The sequence below is a fragment of the Bartonella gabonensis genome, from assembly GCF_903679515.1.
Taxonomy (GTDB): Bacteria; Pseudomonadota; Alphaproteobacteria; order Rhizobiales; family Rhizobiaceae; genus Bartonella; species Bartonella gabonensis.
On record NZ_CAHOYM010000002.1, the window covers coordinates 91,646 to 111,801 of the forward strand.

Below are 20,156 nucleotides of genomic sequence, written 5' to 3' on the forward strand. Positions count from 1 at the left end.
AAGCCTTGAAGGATAATTAATATTCTACCTTAGTCAAATAAAGTCCTGAAGGTGGTGCAACAACACCACAACGTGTACGATCTTTAGCATGGAGAGCTTCCTCAAGATCTTGAGGACTCCAGCGCCCAACACCAACTTCCATAAGGCTTCCGGCAAAGGAACGGATTTGATGATGAAGAAAAGAACGTGCCCGTGCATAGAGAAAGATCTCTTCCCCTTCTCTTTTTACATCAAGACATTCAAGGGTACGAACAGGGCTTTTGGCTTGGCAATGGACCGAGCGAAAAGTGGTAAAATCATGTTTTCCTACAAGTTTTTGAGCCGCTTCATGCATAACTTGCGCATTAAGAGGTTTTGGCAACCACCACACACGTTTGGCATTTAGGGCTGGTGGAGAGCGGCGATTGAGAATTTTAAAAAGATAATGGCGCTTAATGGCGGAAAATCGTGCATCAAAATCATCAGGGACATTTTCTACATTTAAGATTGAAATCGCTTCTCCCTGTTGACGTAAAAGAGCATTAAGCGCATCATGGACCGTATGTGTGTGCCAGTTTTTTTCAAAATCAACATGGGCAACCTGCCCCGTGGCATGGACACCTGCATCCGTTCGACCTGCTGTTTTAATGGTTAATTGTTGCCCACTAAAGCGAAAAATTGCCACTTCAAGAGCTCCTTGTATAGTATGAAGCTCTACTTGACGCTGCCAGCCAGCATAATTTGATCCATCATATTCAAGAGTGAGTTTAAAACGTGGCATATTAAAAAACAGCAGAAATATGAGCGCCTCGCAAAAAGCTTGCGCTCTCAAGAACTTTACCACCAGATCTTTGCAGGTGGGTTATTTCAAGACGCCCTTGTCCACAATGGACAATCAAAGAATCTGGTTCTATTCGACCAATTTCAAGCGAAGAACCTATTGTTAAACGACTTCCAAGAATTTTTACGCGTTCTTCTTGTCCAGCGATATTCATATTACACCAGCAGCCAGGAAAGGGAGAGAGTGCACGAATATATCGATGAATAAATTCAGCAGACTTTGTCCAATCAATGCGGGTTTCTTCTTTTTTGATTTTGGCAGCATAGGTAATACCTTCTGCTGATTGTGGCGTAAGTTGGAGCTGTCCTTTTTCCAAAGCAGATAGAGCTTCTATCATAAGTTCTGCACCGATATATGAAAGTTTATTTGAAAGTTCACCCAAAGTGGTGGTATCAGTGATGGGGAGAGAGCGTGAGAGGGCAATAGGCCCTGTATCAAGTCCCTCATCCATTTTCATAATCATCATCCCCGTTTCTTTATCTCCAGCCATAATTGCGCGCTGAATAGGTGCAGCACCACGCCACCGTGGTAAAAGGGAAGCATGGGCATTAAAACATCCAAAACGCGGTGTTTCAAGAATAGCTTTCGGTAAGAAGAGGCCATAGGCAACCACAACAGCAGCATCAACACGAAGCGCTGCAAATTGGGCTTGCTGTTCGGTTGTTTTGAGTGTTTGGGGCGCAAATACGGGAATAGATTTTTCTTCTGCTGCATTTTGTACAGGTGAGGGGATGAGTTTGAGGCCACGACGTCCTGCTGGGCGAGGGGGTTGACTATAAACGGCGACAACATCATGCCCCGCATCTAACAAAGCATGTAAAATGGGAATAGAAAAACTAGGTGTTCCCATAAAACTCAACCGTAATGCCATTACAAAACTGCTTCCTGTGTCGTTTTTTCTTTTGCACGTTTTTTAAATTTTCGTATCACCATATCACGTTTGATTTTTGAAATGTAATCAATAAAAAGACGCCCATCTAAATGATCCATTTCATGTTGCAAACAAGTCGCCAACAAATCATCTGCTTCAATTTCTGTTTGTTTTCCTTCTCGGTTCTGATAGCGAACACGTAGGCGTTTAGGGCGTTCAACTTCCGCAAAATAGTCAGGAATAGAAAGACAGCCTTCTTTGTGAATATTACGTTCTTCTGAAAGCCATAAGATTTCTGGGTTGATAATGACAAACGGATTTTTCGGCGTATCATTCGGAGAGATATCCATAACCAGCATGCGCAGTGGTATGCCAATTTGGATAGCAGCAAGACCAACGCCCTGGGCATTATACATAGTTTCCAACATATCATCCGCAAGCTTTTGGAGGGCTGCATCAACATGTTCGATGGGTTTGGACACTTCCCGTAAAATTGGGTCCGGTAAAGTAACTAAAGATCTTGTTGCCATGAGGCACAGATTAATCAATGCTTGTGTATCGGTCAATATTGAATAACAAATTCTTGCGCTTTTTTATAATGAGGGCGTTATATTACCTCTCATGTTTGATTCGTTTTTTTCTTTTATACTTGCTGATGAATCTTTTGCGAAACTAAGTATTTTGCTTTTACTAATACTCGTTTGCTTAGCATGTTTTATGTTAATTTATTCTCATCGGAAAAAGGCATTTTTGGAAAGTGAAGTTGCCAAGCATGCTCGTGCAGCACAAGAGCAGATGGCTATATTGCTCAAAACACAAGCTGAAATGCAAGGGCGAATGCAAACGATGGCTGAAATTTTTGGTCAAAGGCAAGCTGAATTGAATAAATCACTTAGTGAGCAACTCAATGGTATGACAACCAATATAGGGCAAACACTTCAGGTACAGACAAAATCAACTTATGAGAATTTGAATCGTTTGCAAGAGCGTTTAGCAGTCATTGATGCAGCGCAAAATAATATTCAGTCACTTACCGGACAGGTTGTGCAACTGCAGGCCATTTTAAGCAATAAGCAGACGCGGGGTACTTTTGGTCAAGGGCGTATGGAAGCGATTATTGCCGATGCTCTACCAGCTAATTCTTATGTTTTTCAGGCGGTTCTTTCCAATGGAAAGCGGCCAGATTGTCTCATTCACATGCCAAATAAAGCACCTTCTCTTGTTGTGGATGCTAAATTTCCTCTGGAAGCTTGGAATACCATACGCAAAGCAACGATAGCTCAAGAGCGTCAAGAGGCAGAACGCCAATTTCGCACTGATATGGAAGTTCATATTCGTGATATTGCACAAAAATATCTTATTCCTGGAGAAACCCATGATACTGCTTTTCTCTTTGTGCCATCGGAATCGATTTTTGCCACAATTTATGAGGATTTTGAACCAGTGGTACAAAAAGCCAATAAAGCCCATGTGATTATTGTATCGCCGTCTTTGTTGATGCTCTCTGTTCAGGTTGTACAAACCATTATGAAAGATGCGCGGATGCGTGAACAAGCACATTTGATTCAGTCAGAAGTAGCAAAATTGATGGAAAATTTTAGAAGAATGGATACGCGTGTTCGCGCCTTACAGAAGCATTTTTACAAAGCTGGTGAAGATATAGAAGGGATTTTAATCTCATCTTCCAAAATTATGAAACGGGCAAATCGCATTGAAACTTTCGAGTTAAAAGACAATTATTCTGAACCAGCAAAAATGACAACATCGGCTCAGTTGCAAACATTGCGTTTGGTTGATGAAGAATAAAGTAAAGCAAGCTTTTGAATAATCACAAGTTAAGATCGTGTTCTTTATTGATTGGTAATAATTTTTTAGTATCTCTATCTTTTTTTATTTCTTAAACGAGAGGAATAGGGAATATGCTACACCTTTTGTTTTTGGGGGCACTGGTATTTCTGTTAGGGGGGTGTGCAACAACCGCTCCCATCCACACAAATAACGCTTGCGCTATTCTAGCACAAAAAAATGGTTTTTTTGATAATTGGGGTAGAGCGTCTCAAAGGGCAGAAATGCGCTATGGAATTCCTATGCCGATTATTCTGGCAACCATTAATATGGAGTCAAGCTTTCGCCATAATGCACGTCCTTCACGCAAAAAATTACTTGGTTTTATTCCATGGAAGCGTAGGTCAACAGCTTATGGTTATTCTCAAGCGCTTGACAGTACATGGGCAATGTATATGCGTTCTACGGGCAGGTCTTTTGCATGGCGTAACAATTTTGCAGATGCCGCTGATTTTGTTGCTTGGTATCATCGCCAAAGTGTTCAACGCAATGGTGTGAGGTTTTATGATGCTTATAGCCTTTATTTAAATTATCATATGGGGCATGGTGCTTATGCACGAAGCGGCGGTCATGTTACTGCTGCGCTTTCACAGGCAGCACAGCGCATGGCAAATATGTCTAAACTCTATGATCAACAATTAAAAAAATGTGGATGGTATTAGGGAAGATTTTTGAAAATCTCAATTAGGAAATTTGATGAGATAAAATTATTTAAGAGCAAAATTTCTTATGGCGTGATAAGGCAGTGTCATTTTTCCGGTTATTAAATGAAACAAATTTTAATAAATGCAAGCGACAGAAAGCTTTTGCAAGATAAAATCTATTTAAAGATACTTTTGGTGTTTTTGTCTTTCTTTGTTCAAAAAATTTTAAATTTCACTATGCGCATTATTGGTTGATTATAACATGAATATTTATTTGTTAAACGTATAAAATAGCAATTACAATAAATGCAATTCAAGCATCATAAAAAGGGTAAAATATTCAATATAAGAAATGAGAAATGCATTAAACAAAAGAGCATCGTTTCAGAAACTGTTACCTTGTATAAAGGGGGTACTACAGCCCTCAAAATGAACCCTGTCCATCTTAATTAAAAAGTTATCTTGTTGTATGATACTATTGTTTAGAGGTAAGGTATATACCACTTTCATATAATGAATATTCAAGGCAAGATTTTTCTGTAGTATGAAGTAACATTAGAGGTTGGCAAAGTATGTAATAGTGTCGCCTTTCTCCTACATCTCAACCGTGCTCATGATGGTTAAGGAAATGATTTTAATTGGCAGGCATTTGATAAGGTTGAAAACATTCGAAAAAAATTCTGATTCGCAATAATTAAGAAGTATATTCTGTTCCCGAGCTTTTATTTAGGTGGCTCGCACCTTTTAAAAAGATATCCATAATCAATATATTATGATTTTGCGGAAATGTTGTAGAGGAGAGGGAGGTAACTTTTGTTTTTAAAACAATGCGTAAGCTAAACAGCTTACTTTTTTATTTCTATGCAAAGCATAAAAAAACTTCATTTCCTTTTCATTACTGACAGCAAAATTTTACAATCCAACGAACGATTAGAAATATATTACAGTGCTGAAAGAAGCATGCACTAATGGATTAATAGCTACAGAGCACATAACCCTTTTTAAATTGATCACACACTCTCTGCTATAAAGTGATTTCTTGATAGAAGAATTGGTCCTTTTGGTGGAGCTAAGCGGGATCGAACCGCTGACCTCTTGCATGCCATGCAAGCGCTCTCCCAGCTGAGCTATAGCCCCAAAAACAAATTTCCCCCAAAGGGATAGTCTATAATTTCAACTTTTTTAAAACGAGAAAAATTGAAGATCAAGAAGAATTTACATTCTAGAGAAAAGATGCCTTCTTTTAAGCATCGTCATCATTAGAAACGCCTCCTCCAAGAATATCGGTAACGTCATCATCTTCATCATCATCATCGTGAGATAAAAATGTATCATCATCATCACCGAGATCGACATCACTATCTTCCAAATCAGGAAGATCGTCATCTTTAGAATCGTCATCATCCTCTTCAAGAAGCATAAAGGCAGACTTTTCAAGTGCTGTATCAAGCTCTTCAGTATCCACTTCTTCTTCATTGTTTGCTTCAGCTGCCACAACCTCAAAATAAGAACGCGGATAAGAAATTCCTGTATAGGGTGACACAATAGGATCGCGATTGAGATCGTAAAATTTTTTTCCTGTTTCTGGATCAACACGTTTTGTTCCAAGTTCTTGTTTTGCCATAAACCGTGCCTCTTTGATTAATTCTATTCCATTAAAAGATAAATTTTATGGTGCTTAATCGAAAAATAACACCTTTGTCAAAGATAAATACACTGTTCCATGTAGATTTTTTCATGACGCTCTTTAAAGCATGTGCTAAAGAATGCATAATTTCATAAAAGATTAGAGAGAATTAAATAGAATTTCCATGCAAAAAGCAATCCCTATAACCGCCTATAAATCGAGTAGTCTCTCTGGAAAAATTCGAATACCAGGAGATAAATCAATCTCTCACCGCTCTCTTATATTGGGAGGGTTAGCAAATGGTGAAACATATATCCACGGATTACTTGAAAGCGCTGATGTACTCAATACATCTGTTGCCATGCAAGCTATGGGCGCCTGTATGATTAAGAAAGATGACTTCTGGATTATACGAGGAACAGGGAATGGTTGTCTTTTAGCCGCACAACAACCGTTAGATTTTGGAAACGCAGGAACAGGTGTTCGTTTGATTATGGGAATGGTTGGCCCCTATCATATGAAAACAACTTTTATTGGTGATGCCTCTCTCTCTAAACGTCCTATGGCACGTATTCTCGACCCACTGCGTCTTATGGGGGTGGAAATTAAGGCAACACACGGTGATCGCCTTCCTTTAACGCTTTATGGTCCCAAAATGGCTAATCCGATTCGCTATCGTGTCCCAATGGCTTCCTCTCAAGTTAAATCAGCGGTTCTGCTTGCTGGACTCAATACCGCTGGTATTACAACAGTTATAGAGCCGATTCTCACACGCGATCATACGGAAAAAATGTTAAAAGCATTCGGTGCTAAACTTGAAATAGAAAGAGATAAAGAAGGTGCGCATTTGATTCATCTTAATGGCCAACCCCACCTTACTGGACAAACGATCCATATTCCGGGTGATCCTTCTTCTGCTGCTTTTCCAATTATCGCAGCCCTTCTTGTAGAAGATTCTGATATCACCATTGAAAATGTTTTGATAAATAATTCTCGAATAGGACTTATCGAAACACTGTGGGAAATGGGTGCTCAAATTGAATTTTTGAATCAACGTCAAACAGGTGGAGAGGATGTTGCCGATCTGCGGATAAAATCATCAATCCTAAAAGGTGTTACTGTGCCTAAAGAACGTGCTCCATCGATGATTGATGAATATCCTGCTTTGGCGGTTGCGGCAGCCTTTGCGGAAGGTAAAACAGTTATGTTAGGAATTGAAGAATTGCGTGTTAAAGAATCAGATCGACTGTCTGCTGTTGCCGAAGGATTGAAAATTAATTGCGTAGACTGTGAAGAAGGTCAAGATTTTCTTATTGTTTATGGGAAAGGTTCCGCCAAAAATTTGGGTGGTGGACGGGTTAGCACACATCTTGATCATCGAATTGCTATGTGTTTTCTCATTTTTGGGCTTGCATCAGAAAAACCTGTTACCATTGATGACAAACGAATGATTGCTACGAGTTTTCCGGAATTTATTCCTTTTATAAAACAACTTGGGGGAAAAATTGCTTGAAGCCTTTTGTTATTGCCATTGATGGACCTGCAGCCTCTGGCAAAGGGACCTTAGCACGCAAAATTGCGGCACATTATCATCTTCATCATCTGGATACGGGGCTTACTTATCGTGGTGTTGCTCATGCACTTTTACAACACAATTTAGCACTTAATGATGAAAAAAATGCTATCATTTGTGCGAAAGAACTTGATTTTAATACCTTAAATCTTGCTCTTCTTTCTTCTCATGAACTTGGTGAAGCGGCTTCAAAAATAGCGCTTAACCCTACTATACGGGAAATTCTTGTTGAAAAACAACGTAATTTTGCTAAAACTTTACCTGGAAGTGTGCTTGATGGGCGAGATATTGGCACGATCGTTTGTCCTGATGCTGATATCAAGTTTTATGTTCTAGCCAATGTTCAAACACGTGCTAAACGTCGCTATCAAGAAATTTTAGAAAGGGGAGGGCAAGCAAATTACCATGAAATTCTTAGCGCTCTTGAACAGCGAGACATCCGCGATATAACGCGCAAACAAAGCCCCCTAAAACCAGCAAAAAACGCCCACTTGCTTGATACGTCAGAATTGAGTATAGAAGCAACATTTGCAATTGCATGTACTTTTATTGATCCAATCATAAAAATGCATATAATTGGATAAATTCATCAAGGAGACTTCCAGCCTAGCGCTAACTTTTCTTCCTTTATTTAAAGAAAAGGGCTAAGGAGTTGCCCATGTTAACACTAACCTAGCGCTCATACCTTATAAGATAAGGTATATATTAGGAGTTCTTATGTCACAATACAATCCCACAACAGCGGATTTTGAAGCCCTTTTAACAGAATCTTTTCAAACCAATGATCTTAATGAAGGATCTGTTGTTAAAGGTCGTGTTATTGCAATCGAAAAAGACATGGCCATTATTGATGCTGGACTTAAAGTCGAAGGTCGTATTCCTCTCAAAGAGTTTGGAGCTAAAGCAAAAGATGGTTCTTTGCAAGTTGGCGATGAAGTTGAGGTTTACATTGAACGCATTGAAAATGCGATGGGTGAAGCTGTTTTATCGCGTGAAAAAGCACGGCGTGAAGAAAGTTGGGTCCGTTTAGAGGAAAAATTCAATGCTGGTGCACGCGTTGAGGGAGTTATCTTTAGCCAAGTAAAAGGTGGTTTCACAGTTGATCTTGATGGTGCTGTTGCTTTCTTGCCGCGCAGCCAAGTTGATATTCGTCCCATTCGTGATGTTTCGCCTCTCATGCATAATTCACAATCCTTTGAAATTTTGAAGATGGATCGTCGTCGTGGCAATATTGTTGTTTCACGTCGTACTGTCTTAGAAGAAAGTCGCGCTGAGCAACGTTCAGAAATCGTACAAAATCTTGAAGAAAACCAAATTGTTGAAGGTGTAGTGAAAAATATCACAGACTATGGTGCTTTTGTTGATCTTGGTGGGATTGATGGTCTCTTACACGTTACAGATATGGCATGGCGGCGTGTTAACCACCCATCTGAAGTGCTCACAATTGGGCAAACGATTAAAGTTCAGATTATTCGCATTAATCAAGATACGCACCGTATTTCTCTTGGAATGAAACAGCTTGAAAGTGATCCTTGGGAAAGCATCAGTGTCCGCTATCCGATTGGTAAAAAAATTACGGGTGCTGTTACCAACATTACTGATTACGGTGGTTTTGTTGAAATTGAACCAGGGATTGAAGGATTGATCCATGTTTCTGAGATGAGCTGGACAAAGAAAAATGTTCACCCTGGAAAAATTCTGTCTACATCACAAGAAGTAGAAGTGGTTGTTCTTGAAATTGATCCTTCTAAACGGCGTATTTCTCTTGGCTTAAAGCAAACATTTGAAAATCCATGGGAAGCTTTTGCCAATAAATTTCCTGTCAATTCGCAAATTGAGGGAGAGGTTAAAAATAAAACAGAATTTGGTCTGTTTATTGGGCTTGAAGGTGATGTTGACGGTATGGTTCATCTATCTGATCTTGATTGGAACCGTCCTGGTGAACAAGTCATTGATACTTACAACAAAGGCGATATTGTTAAAGCGGTGGTCCTTGATGTTGACATTGAAAAAGAGCGTATCTCTCTTGGAATTAAGCAGCTTTCCAGCGATAAAGTTGGAGAAGCAGCCGCTTCTGGTGAATTGCGAAAAGGGGTTGTTGTAACCTGTGAAGTGATTGCTGTTAATGACAATGACATTTATGTGAAATTGATTGACCACAACCTTGAGACAACCATTCGGCGTGCTGACTTAGCGCGTGATCGTGATGAGCAACGTCCTGAGCGTTTTGCAATTGGGCAAAAGGTTGATGCGCGTATAACAGCATTTGATAAAAAAACACGTAAAATTTCCGTATCGATCAAAGCATTAGAAATTGCAGAAGAAAAAGAAGCTGTTGCCCAATATGGTTCTACAGATTCAGGTGCTTCTCTTGGCGATATTCTTGGTGCAGCTTTGAAAAAACAAGAACAAGATTAATCATCAATCAAAAGTGATGGTGTTATTAAGGTCACTCCTAAAACGAGTGACCTTTTTATTTTCTAAAGAAATTATCTACTTAATTTTTAATACAATCCTTAAAAATTATTATAAATACTTGCAAAGAAAAAAAGTTTGTTTTTTGCCTATCAACGGTTCACTATTCAGATAAAATGCTTACAATTTAAATAAAAAACGATGTAATTGAATAAGAATGGGACTATGGCGTGCACAATATCTTTCATAAAGTACTTTGTTCTCAAAAGAAGGGAAAAGACCATTTTATTAATACGGATTTTCCTCTTCGTGCAATTTATAAAGTACAAGAAGATCTTTATGACTTAGGGCATGATATAGCTGCTGGCAAAGAAATTTTACTCCCTGAATATGAAGGAGTAGAAGATTTTCGCAAGAGATTGAATGAAAATGCTAAACTTATCCTTCATACCTTTCAGACCAGTGATTTTGCTGCTCGAAATGATGAAACTATCGCACCGTCTGCTCAATGGCTCATTGATAATCATTACACTATTGATAAAACCATACAACAGCTACGCCGTAACCTCCCCAAGACCTTCATAAAGCAACTTCCTCTTTCTACACAAGAAGCAAGAATCCCACGCATTTTTGCTTTAACTTGGCTTTATATTGCGCATACCGATAGCAACTTCTCACAAGAAACACTGACAGTTATGATCAATGGGTTTCAAGAAGTTTGTGCGCTCACAATTGGAGAATTATGGGCTCTTCCTTCTGTCATAAAAATGCTGCTCATTGAAAATGTTCGTCGTCTTTCAGTGCGTATCGAAAAAGCGCGGCAGATGCGTCATCTTGCTAGTCAAGTAGCTGATAAAATTTCTCTTGTAGAAAATAAAATAAGTCTAAACGCTCTTTTTACGCAGTACAAATTATTCACTAATGACCCAACTTTTTCAGCGCATTTATTTTATCGCTTGCGCAGTGCATCTGTCGATTCAACTGCAGCATTAACTTGGCTTGAAAAGCAATTAGAAAGTCAAGGCAGTAGCTTAGAAAGTGCAACAGCCGATGAACACACCCGACAAGCCGCAGATGGTGTGACCATGGGCAATATTATCCGTGCTCTTAAAGCGATAGATGATGTTGATTGGAACGTATGGTTTGAAACAGTGAGTTGTATCGATGCTATTTTGCGTAAAAATAGTGATTTTTCTGAAATTGATTCCCGTTCACGCAATATTTATCGACAAGTCATTGAAAAAATTGCACGCTTTTCGTCTCTTAGCGAGCTAGAAGTTGCACATAAATCTGTAGAAATGGCAAGTCCTACTTTTGAAGACATGCCTCATTATTCCTCTGTTGGTTGGTATCTTGTTGGTGATGGTCGTAGCATATTTGAAAAGGCTTGTGGATATACTCCGCCTCTTCTCATAAAATGGGCACGTGCTTTTTATTGCTTAAAACTGAGAGTCATTGCTGTTCCTGTCTCTTTTCTGACACTTGCTCTTTTGCTTACAGTTTACACCCTTTTACAAATATCTGGCATGACACTATGGATGTCCCTTTGCTTCATTGTATTGGCACTTTTTCCTGCTATGGATGCGGCTTATTCTTTATTTAACACTGTTGTTTCGTGGTTTGTTCCATCAAGACAGCTTATTGGTTATGAATATAAAGAAGGTATACCAAGATATGCACGTACAATGGTTGTTGTGCCTACTTTGATAACATCACGCGATGATATTGATGCACAAGTGCACACTCTTGAAGTGCATTATCTTTCCAATCCTAAAGGTGCTATCCATTTTGCACTCATTACAGATTGGGTGGATGCTTCCTTGAGAGAAACGCAAGATGATCTTGATTTGTTGCGCTATGCGCAAAGAAGCATTGATAAACTCAATGGTCGTTATCATCGTGATGAACTTCCTGTTTTTTTTCTTTTACATCGCCGACGTCTTTATAATAGCGGAGAGAAATGTTGGATGGGATGGGAACGAAAGCGGGGAAAACTTCATGAACTCAATCGCCTCTTAAGAGGCGATAAAAATACGAGCTTTTATCCTCCCGATCCACATCTTCCTATGGATTGCCGTTTTATTATGACGCTGGATTGTGATGCACGTCTTACTCCTGGGAGTGTTACAAAACTTGTTGGAAAGCTTAACCATCCACTCAATCATCCTATTTTTGATCCGCAAAGTGGAAAGATTGTAAAAGGCTATAGCGTTTTGCAACCACGCATTATTCCTTCTCTGACAACAGGAAAAAAAACATCAATTTTCCAACGGGTTTTTTCTACCAGCCGCGGTATTGATCCTTATGTTTTTGCTGTTTCTGATACTTATCAAGATCTTTTAGGAGAAGGGACTTTTATCGGTAAAGGTCTTTATAATATTGATGCATTTGAACAAGCACTTGACGGTAAAGTCAAAGAAAATACTGTTCTCAGTCACGATCTCTTAGAAGGAGGATATGCCCGTACGGCTCTGGTCAGTAGCATAGCAGTTATTGAGGACTATCCAACAACTTATAATATTGATGTTACACGTTATCATCGCTGGATTCGTGGTGATTGGCAACTTTTACCTTATCTTTTTTTCCCCCGTCAAATAAGCTCCGTGACGCGTTGGAAAATGCAGGATAATTTGCGTCGTTCTCTTACACCACTCATGTGGTTAATCGCAGCATTTGCAGGATGGGCTCTTTTGCCATTAAAGAGTGTAATCCTCTGGCAGATATTTTTGTTGCTTAGCATCTTCATTGCACCCATTTTATGTATATTAAAAACGTTTGTCTCATTCAATATAGATCATTCTTTACGCGGACATTTTCAATTAATTTGGCATAAAACTGTTCTTACAAGCGCTGATATATTTCTTAAGACGACTTTTCTGGCTCATTCGGCGTATTTTATGACGGATGCGATTATTCGTACACTCTATCGCATGATGATTTCAAAACAGCATCTTCTTGAATGGAAAACTTTTGTCGCAACAAAATCAATGCCCAATAATTTGCGTTTCTACGTGCTTACAATGGCACCAGCATCGCTTATTGGGGCTCTTGCCCTAACATTCCCTCTTTTTTTTGATAGTTTTGCAAGCTTTATCGCTTTGCCTTTTGGGATAGTATGGTTGTTTTCACCTTTCATTGCTTGGTTTGTCAGTCGACCTTCAACATTTCAAGATAGCCTCGAACTTTCTTCAAAAGATGAAAAAATACTCCGCTCTATTGCACGGAGGACATGGCTTTATTATGCAACCTTTGTCAATGCACAAAACAACTATTTGCCTCCCGATAATTTTCAAGAAGATCCTGAACCTCTTGTTGCTCAACGTACATCTCCTACGAATATCGGGGTTTATCTCCTTTCTGTTATTGCGGCACGTGATTTTGGCTGGATTGGTTTTGAAGAGACCATGACGCGTATTGAATGTACCTTACGCTCTCTTGCAAAAATGGAAAAGTTCCGTGGTCATTTCTATAATTGGTATGCAACGGATACACTCAGACCTCTTTTGCCCACTTATGTCTCAACTGTTGATTCAGGAAATCTTGCCGGTCATTTGGTAACACTCTCTTCTGCTTTAAGGGAATGGGCTGAAAAACCACATGTTTTTTTTCAAAGTGATCGAGAAGGCTTATCAGATGTTCTTGCTATTCTTGAAGAAACGGTTAAAGAAATTCCAGATCATCAACCCAGTTTACGCGTTTTACGCCAAAAAATTGAAGAAAAAATCGCTCGTTTTCATTACTCTGTCCGTACTTTTGTAGAACAAGAAAATACGCTCCCTTCTCACCTCAAGGATCTTTCACATGCAGCCCACGATATTGAACACTTAGTCGATGAACTCGACCAAAAAATTCAAACAATAGAATCTGCGCGTGCACTTTCCTGGGTTAAATGCCTTATCGAAACTTGCGACGCTCATCATCATGATGCAATTGCTCATTGTGATACTGAAAAATTGTGCGAAAAACTAAACAGGTTGGCTATAGCTGCACGGCAAATAGCCTTTGATATGAAATTTGATTTTTTAGAACAACCTAAACGGCATCTCTTATCCATTGGATATCGTGTTCAAGAAAACAAACTCGATGAAAATTGTTATGATCTACTTGCTTCAGAGGTACGTCTTGCAAGCTTTTTTGCTATCGCAAAAGGCGATATAAAACTTAAACATTGGTTTCATCTTGGTCGACTCCTCGTCCCCATTGGTTGGAATGGTGCCCTTTTATCATGGTCTGGTTCCATGTTTGAATATCTTATGCCATCTCTTGTTATGCGTGAACCTTTAGGCTCTCTCCTAGATCAAACCAATCGACGGATTATTCGTCATCAAATAGAATACGCCCACAAACGAGAATTACCATGGGGTATTTCGGAAGCTGCATTTAATGCTCGTGATCACTTAATGAATTACCAATATGCCAATTTTGGTGTTCCAAGCTTAGGACTCCAACGTGGTCTCTCACGTAATGCTGTTATTGCTCCCTATGCCAGCCTTCTAGCGGCACAATATGTACCTCACAAAGCCATCAATAATTTAAAACGGTTGCGTGATTTTGGAGCTTTAGGAACATATGGTTATTACGATTCTATTGACTTTACCGCCTCACGCGTGAAGACAGGAGAAAAATACGCTGTTGTACGAAATTATTATGCACACCATCATGGCATGTCCATTCTCGCTGTTGACAATGTTATTTTTCAAGGACGGATGCGTGATCGCTTTCACCGTGATCCAATCATTGAAGCCGTACAATTGTTATTACAGGAAAGAGCGCTGCACCACATTCCTATCATTCATACCAAAGTTGCTTATCACATGCGTGATAATTCTCAAGAATTTAACGATGCTCCTTTGCGTATTATCAAGAACCCGCTGCTTAAACCATGTGCCACTTTGCTCTTATCCAATGGTTCCTATTCTATAATGTTGACAGCGAATGGTTCTGGCTACAGCCGTTGGCATGATTATTCAATTACGCGCTTTATTCCTGATGCAACAGAAGATCAACAAGGTACTTTATTCTTTCTGCGTGATACGCATAGTGGTCGGTGGTGGTCGGTTACAGGTGAACCAACACGCGTTGTTGAAGAAGAAGCAGTCTGTACTTTTACAGATGAAAAAGCTGAATATACAAAAGTGGTTGATGGTATTAAGTCAACACTTGAATGTCTTATTACATCTTCAGGGTGTGGTGAGGGTAGACGTATTCAACTTATCAATACAACACATAAAGACCGTCTCATTGAAATAACCTCTTATGGTGAACTTACACTTGCAACTATAGATTCAGATTGTGCTCATCCTGTCTTTTCACGTATGTTTATAGAGACAGAAATTGCTGAAGAAGGAAAAACAATTTTTGCTAAAAGGCGTAAACGCTCTCCTCAAGACCCTGAGATTCATATTGCCCATTTTGTCACTGGTCCAACGGATATTTTTACAGAAACAGAAGCCGAAACAAATCGCTCGTTATTTATTGGTCGAGGGCGTTCTATTCACCGACCTGCTGCATTTGATAAAAATACTCGTTTTCGTAACAGTCAAGGTTGTGTTCTTGATCCGATTGTCTCACTGCGATGCCGTGTAAAAATTCCAGCACATGAAAAAGTTGAGCTCATTTTTTGGACTTTTGCTGCGTATACCAAAGAAACACTGCTCAATCATATTAAATATTATCGACAACCCAATATATTCCAGCAAGAATTTTCAATGGCATGGACACGCTCGCAAGTATCGCTGTATCAGAGTGGTATTGACCTTAAAAAAGCTATTGTCTATCAAAAATATGCAACACCGCTTATCTATTCTGGTCGAATATGGCCTCTTCCTTCAAAAAACTTAGCAAAAACACTTGGTCAACAATCTGATCTTTGGCCCATGTCCATTTCAGGAGATATTCCACTGTGTCTTCTCAGATTAAATAACGAGAGTGATATTGCTGTTGTACGTGAGCTGCTGAAAGCACATGAATATTGGCATATGCGTGGGCTCATTGTCGATCTGGTCATTCTCAATGAACAAGCATCTTCTTATATACAGAATACACAACATGCTGTCGAATGGGTATGTGAATCTTATCGCCACCACACTCATGACACAGAGGCACGTCAACATATTTTTACGCTTCGGCGTGATCAGATGAATGAACAGAGTTTTAATACACTTCTTGCGTCAGCTCGTATTGTTTTGCATGCCCAAAATGGTTCTTTGTCTGAACAGCTGAAACGAATTGATGGAAGTGATTTCGATTTAGCAACTCGTAAGAGTCATCACGAGTTTCATTATAAATTAAACTCCCCAAAATATAACGAAGAAAGATATGGAACAAAAAAAACTGAACAAAGCCTCTTTTCTTCCATTGGTCTTATCAGTCAACAAAAATCTTTTCCTACCCCCGTTGACGGAAAAGACCTACAATATTGGAATGGTTATGGTGGATTTAATCATCATAACTATTATGTGATCCGACTTCGAGGACATATCTCCACACCCCATCCGTGGATTAACGTTATTGCTAACAAAAGCTTTGGCTTTCATGTCTCTGCTGAAGGTGCACTCTTTACTTGGGCGCACAATAGTCGCGATTATCAATTGACCCCTTGGAGTAATGATCCTGTTTCCAATCGTCCAGGGGAAGCTCTTTATCTTGTAGACCGCCTGTCTTTAAAACGTTTCTCACCCGTTTCTGCTGTAGAATGTGATGAAAATATTGTCTACGAGGCTTGTCATGGTTTTGGATTCTCAACTTTTAAATCAACACATTCAGAAATCGCATTAGAACTGACTCATACACTCGACCTAGAGAAACCTGTTCGTTTTTCACGTCTTATCCTCACGAATGAAGGGGAAAAACCACGCAGTTTACGCCTTTATAATTATGTTGAATGGGTTTTGGGAAATGTCCGTACAAAATATGCTCCCTTCATTGTTCCCTCTTATGAAGCTAAATGGGGGGCACATTTTATTCAAAATCCCTATCACATTAAAAAATCTCAACAAGTTACATTTTTATCAGCTTCCGAGAGACCAACCAGCACCACAACCAATCGCAGCGAATTTATTGGTGTAACGGGAACCGTAACACATCCAAATGCGATCCGCAAAGCCAATGCACTTTCCAATACCATTGAAGCAGGATGTGATCCTTGTTCAGCATTTGCTTATGATATTGACCTTCTTCCAGGACAAACAAAAGAAATTATCTTCTATCTTGGCTGTGCTGAAAATAGAAAAGAAGCTGAAAAATTACTCAATCAAGTACGTGCAAATGATTTTGAAACTTTGCTTACACAACAAAAACAATATTGGAGTGATTTTGTTTCACCACTCCAAGTAAAAACACCTGATCCTTCTTTTGATATTATGGTCAATTATTGGCTTCCTTACCAAATCTATTCTTGCCGCATGATGGCACGTGCTGCCTTTTATCAAGCTAGTGGTGCATTTGGCTTTCGTGACCAATTACAAGATAGTCTCTCTTTATTATTATTAAAACCACAACTAGCGCGTGAACAATTATTAAATGCCGTAGCACATCAATTCCCTGAAGGTGATGTACAACATTGGTGGTTACCTGACACCAATGCAGGTGTTCGCACACGCATTTCTGATGACATTGTTTGGCTTGCATATGCAACAGCTCTTTATGTCAACACTACTGGCGATGATGCCTTTCTTGATATTCTCATTCCTTTTATTGAAGAAGATGTTCTCAATAGTGGACAACAGGATTCTTATTTTCAACCCACCCAATCCTCAAAGGTTGCAACAGTTTATGAACATTGTGCTTTGGCTTTAAATCTTGCCATAAAGCGCTGTGGATCTCATGGTCTTCCCCTTATTTTAGGGGGTGATTGGAATGATGGCATGAATTTAGTAGGTGCGCGAGGGAAAGGTGAAAGCACTTGGTTAGGGTGGTTTCTTGGGTGCACACTACAAGCATTTATCCCCCTTGCAAAAAAACGTGATGATAACACTCGCGTACAAGCATGGAGTGCATATTTTGAGCGTTTGAAAAAATCTCTAGAAAAAAATAGTTGGGATGGTGCTTGGTATAGACGTGGTTATTTTGATGATGGAACGCCTCTTGGCTCTCAAATCAATGATGAATGCCAAATTGATACCATTGCTCAATCTTGGGCTGTCATTTCTCAAATGGCACCGCTTGAGCGCCAAAAACAAGCTATGGCTTCAATGCTTGAACGTCTCTATGATAAACAAGGAAAACTTCTACGTCTTTTCTGGCCCCCTTTTGATAAAACAACTCTCGAACCTGGTTATATAAAAGGTTATCCCCCAGGCATTCGAGAAAATGGTGGGCAATACACGCATGGTGCTATTTGGAGCATTTTAGCGCTTGCACAAATGGATGAAAGCGATAAAGCCTATCATTTATTTTCCACGATTAACCCTATTAATCATGGACAAAATCCTGAAACTTATCGTGTTGAACCTTATGTGATGGCCGCAGATATCTACGCTGTTGAACCACACCGTGGACAAGGTGGTTGGACATGGTATACAGGTTCAGCAGGCTGGTTCTATCACGCTGCAACACAAGCTATTCTTGGGATTCATCGTAAAGGTGATTTCTTATTTTTACATCCACACTTGCCTTCCTTCTGGCCTGAATATGAAGCAAAAATGAAATTTTATGAGGCTGTTTATATTCTTAAGGTGAAATGGGGATCTAAAAATACACTCAATGTTAATGGGAAAGAATATGCTCATGTTCAAACAGGGATAAAGTTGGAAAAAACCGGAAAACATGAAATTATACGCACACTTAAATCTTTAAAACAGAAAAATTAAAGGGCTTTTTTTATTCTTGCCCAAAATCTTAGAGTTGTTATAGTTTCTCTCATTCCTATATGGATCTTGTTGGAGCACAATAATTTTAAATTCTATGAGATTGAAAGAAAGAGGATTATGAATCATCCAGATATCGCGAGGCGTGTTTACAATCATACCTGGAAACTTGATCCTATTATTCGTTCACTTCTTGATACGGATTTTTATAAACTTCTTATGGTACAGATGATTTGGGGGCTTTATCCCACTGTTAATGCCACTTTTTCCCTCATAAATCGCTCTAAAACAATACAGCTTGCCGACGATATTGATGAGGGTGAATTACGTGCCCAACTTGATCACGCTCTTAGTTTGCGCTTTACAAAAAAAGAAATGATCTGGCTTGCTGGTAATACATTTTATGGACGCAAACAAATTTTTGAACCGAGTTTTCTTCAGTGGCTTGAGAATTTTCAACTTCCAGAATATGAACTCATCCGAAAAGATAGCCAATATACTCTTAATTTTTATGGTTCATGGGCCCATAGCTCCATGTGGGAAATTCCAGCCCTTGCTATTGTTAGTGAATTACGTTCACGTGCCGCTATGAAAAGCCTAGGTCGCTTTGCTCTTGATGTACTTTATGCACGTGCTAAAGCAAAAATGTGGAGTAAAGTTGAACGTCTTAAAAAATTGCCTGATATTAAAATATCCGACTTTGGTACAAGGCGCCGCCATTCTTTTTTATGGCAGCGCTGGTGTGTTGAAGCCTTAAAAGAAGGTATTGGCAATTCTTTTACGGGGACTTCTAATGTTCTTCTCGCCATGGATACAGATTTAGAAGCTCTTGGAACCAATGCGCATGAATTGCCGATGGTCATTGCTGCTCTTAGCAACAACGATGATGAATTACGTAGAGCTCCGTATCAAGTTTTACAAGATTGGAATCGTTATTATGGTGGAAATCTTCTTATTGTTTTACCTGATACCTTTGGTACAGAAGCATTTTTATGCGATGCCCCAGATTGGGTAGCAGATTGGACGGGTTTTAGACCAGATAGTGCCCCCCCTATTGAAGGGGGCGAACGCATTATTCAATGGTGGAAAGAAAAAGGGAAAGATCCACACAAAAAACTCTTAATTTTTTCTGATGCACTTGATGTCGATACGATTGAAAAAACCTATCATCATTTCCATGGAAAAGTGCGCATGAGTTTTGGCTGGGGAACAGACTTGACAAATGATTTTGCAGGCTGTGCCCCTCAAGAAATAACAACCCTTGATGCTCTTTCCCTTGTTTGTAAGGTAACCCATGCTAATGGACGGCCAGCTGTAAAACTTTCAGATAACCCTGAAAAAACCATCGGTGAACCGCAAGAAGTAAAACGTTATATCAAGTTTTTTGGCAATGAAAAACGCTTTGCCAAACCCATAAAGATTTAAATTATAAACATATTTCTATAAACTTAAAACAAACCGTTATAGTCACTTTATGCCGACAGATAGATATGGCTTCTATTAGCATTTTAAAAATAGCATCTCTTGATAAAAACGCTTTATCACTACTCCTAA

The 20,156-nt window shown here is 39.3% G+C and carries 11 protein-coding genes and 1 tRNA gene; 7 read left to right on the forward strand and 5 right to left on the reverse strand.

Going from position 1 to position 20,156, the window contains the following annotated elements; genetic code table 11:
- Positions 1-16: 16 nt before the first annotated feature.
- The 3 genes from truA to def are packed head-to-tail and all read right to left on the reverse strand — an operon-like array spanning position 17 to position 2,221.
- Entirely contained in the window at positions 17-760 is a 744-nt protein-coding gene (gene truA / locus HWX04_RS01095) for a tRNA pseudouridine(38-40) synthase TruA (protein WP_175868401.1), read from the reverse strand.
- Position 761: 1 nt separating this feature from the next.
- Positions 762-1,691 carry a methionyl-tRNA formyltransferase gene (gene fmt / locus HWX04_RS01100; RefSeq protein WP_175868402.1) on the reverse strand — a complete coding sequence of 310 codons (930 nt, stop codon included), beginning with the start codon at positions 1,689-1,691 and terminating at the stop codon, positions 762-764.
- On the reverse strand, positions 1,691-2,221 hold the full coding sequence (gene def, locus HWX04_RS01105) for a peptide deformylase (RefSeq protein WP_175868403.1): 531 nt from the start codon (positions 2,219-2,221) through the stop codon (positions 1,691-1,693). Before def ends, fmt begins: the two co-directional genes overlap by 1 nt.
- Positions 2,222-2,312: 91 nt before the next feature.
- On the opposite strand from def, the gene HWX04_RS01110 reads away from it, so the two are divergent.
- Positions 2,313-3,497, forward strand: coding sequence for a DNA recombination protein RmuC (locus tag HWX04_RS01110; protein WP_175868404.1), 1,185 nt, complete (start codon positions 2,313-2,315; stop codon positions 3,495-3,497).
- Positions 3,498-3,610: 113 nt separating this feature from the next.
- Complete coding sequence (locus HWX04_RS01115; RefSeq protein WP_175868405.1) at positions 3,611-4,198, forward strand: transglycosylase SLT domain-containing protein; 588 nt, start codon at positions 3,611-3,613, stop codon at positions 4,196-4,198.
- A 1,043-nt stretch (positions 4,199-5,241) separates the two neighbouring features.
- On the opposite strand, the gene HWX04_RS01120 is transcribed toward HWX04_RS01115, so the two are convergent.
- Positions 5,242-5,317: transfer RNA gene (locus HWX04_RS01120), tRNA-Ala, on the reverse strand.
- A 106-nt stretch (positions 5,318-5,423) separates the two neighbouring features.
- On the reverse strand, positions 5,424-5,804 hold the full coding sequence (locus HWX04_RS01125) for a TIGR02300 family protein (protein WP_175868406.1): 381 nt from the start codon (positions 5,802-5,804) through the stop codon (positions 5,424-5,426).
- 187 nt (positions 5,805-5,991) lie between these two features.
- Here HWX04_RS01125 and aroA point away from each other — a divergent pair, with 187 nt between their 5' ends.
- From aroA to pncB, 5 genes are all read left to right on the forward strand, one after another.
- Positions 5,992-7,320, forward strand: coding sequence for a 3-phosphoshikimate 1-carboxyvinyltransferase (gene aroA / locus HWX04_RS01130; RefSeq protein ID WP_175868407.1), 1,329 nt, complete (start codon positions 5,992-5,994; stop codon positions 7,318-7,320).
- Positions 7,317-7,964 carry a (d)CMP kinase gene (cmk, locus tag HWX04_RS01135; protein ID WP_175868408.1) on the forward strand — a complete coding sequence of 216 codons (648 nt, stop codon included), beginning with the start codon at positions 7,317-7,319 and terminating at the stop codon, positions 7,962-7,964. The genes aroA and cmk overlap by 4 nt, the downstream gene beginning before the upstream one ends.
- 133 nt (positions 7,965-8,097) lie before the next feature.
- Positions 8,098-9,798, forward strand: a complete 1,701-nt coding sequence (rpsA, locus tag HWX04_RS01140) for a 30S ribosomal protein S1 (protein ID WP_175868409.1) — start codon at positions 8,098-8,100, stop codon at positions 9,796-9,798.
- Between the two features lie 227 nt (positions 9,799-10,025).
- On the forward strand, positions 10,026-18,605 hold the full coding sequence (locus tag HWX04_RS01145) for a glycoside hydrolase family 94 protein (RefSeq protein WP_246257288.1): 8,580 nt from the start codon (positions 10,026-10,028) through the stop codon (positions 18,603-18,605).
- A 117-nt stretch (positions 18,606-18,722) separates the two neighbouring features.
- On the forward strand, positions 18,723-20,027 hold the full coding sequence (gene pncB, locus HWX04_RS01150) for a nicotinate phosphoribosyltransferase (protein ID WP_175868410.1): 1,305 nt from the start codon (positions 18,723-18,725) through the stop codon (positions 20,025-20,027).
- Positions 20,028-20,156: the final 129 nt, after the last annotated feature.

What these genes read in the sequence shown, in the direction of transcription:
- truA (WP_175868401.1), bottom strand. Translation starts at nt 760, where the DNA reads ATGCCACGTTTTAAACTCACTCTTGAATATGATGGATCAAATTATGCT.
- fmt (WP_175868402.1), bottom strand. Translation starts at nt 1,691, where the DNA reads ATGGCATTACGGTTGAGTTTTATGGGAACACCTAGTTTTTCTATTCCC.
- def (WP_175868403.1), bottom strand. Translation starts at nt 2,221, where the DNA reads ATGGCAACAAGATCTTTAGTTACTTTACCGGACCCAATTTTACGGGAA.
- HWX04_RS01110 (WP_175868404.1), top strand. Translation starts at nt 2,313, where the DNA reads ATGTTTGATTCGTTTTTTTCTTTTATACTTGCTGATGAATCTTTTGCG.
- HWX04_RS01115 (WP_175868405.1), top strand. Translation starts at nt 3,611, where the DNA reads ATGCTACACCTTTTGTTTTTGGGGGCACTGGTATTTCTGTTAGGGGGG.
- HWX04_RS01125 (WP_175868406.1), bottom strand. Translation starts at nt 5,804, where the DNA reads ATGGCAAAACAAGAACTTGGAACAAAACGTGTTGATCCAGAAACAGGA.
- aroA (WP_175868407.1), top strand. Translation starts at nt 5,992, where the DNA reads ATGCAAAAAGCAATCCCTATAACCGCCTATAAATCGAGTAGTCTCTCT.
- rpsA (WP_175868409.1), top strand. Translation starts at nt 8,098, where the DNA reads ATGTCACAATACAATCCCACAACAGCGGATTTTGAAGCCCTTTTAACA.
- pncB (WP_175868410.1), top strand. Translation starts at nt 18,723, where the DNA reads ATGAATCATCCAGATATCGCGAGGCGTGTTTACAATCATACCTGGAAA.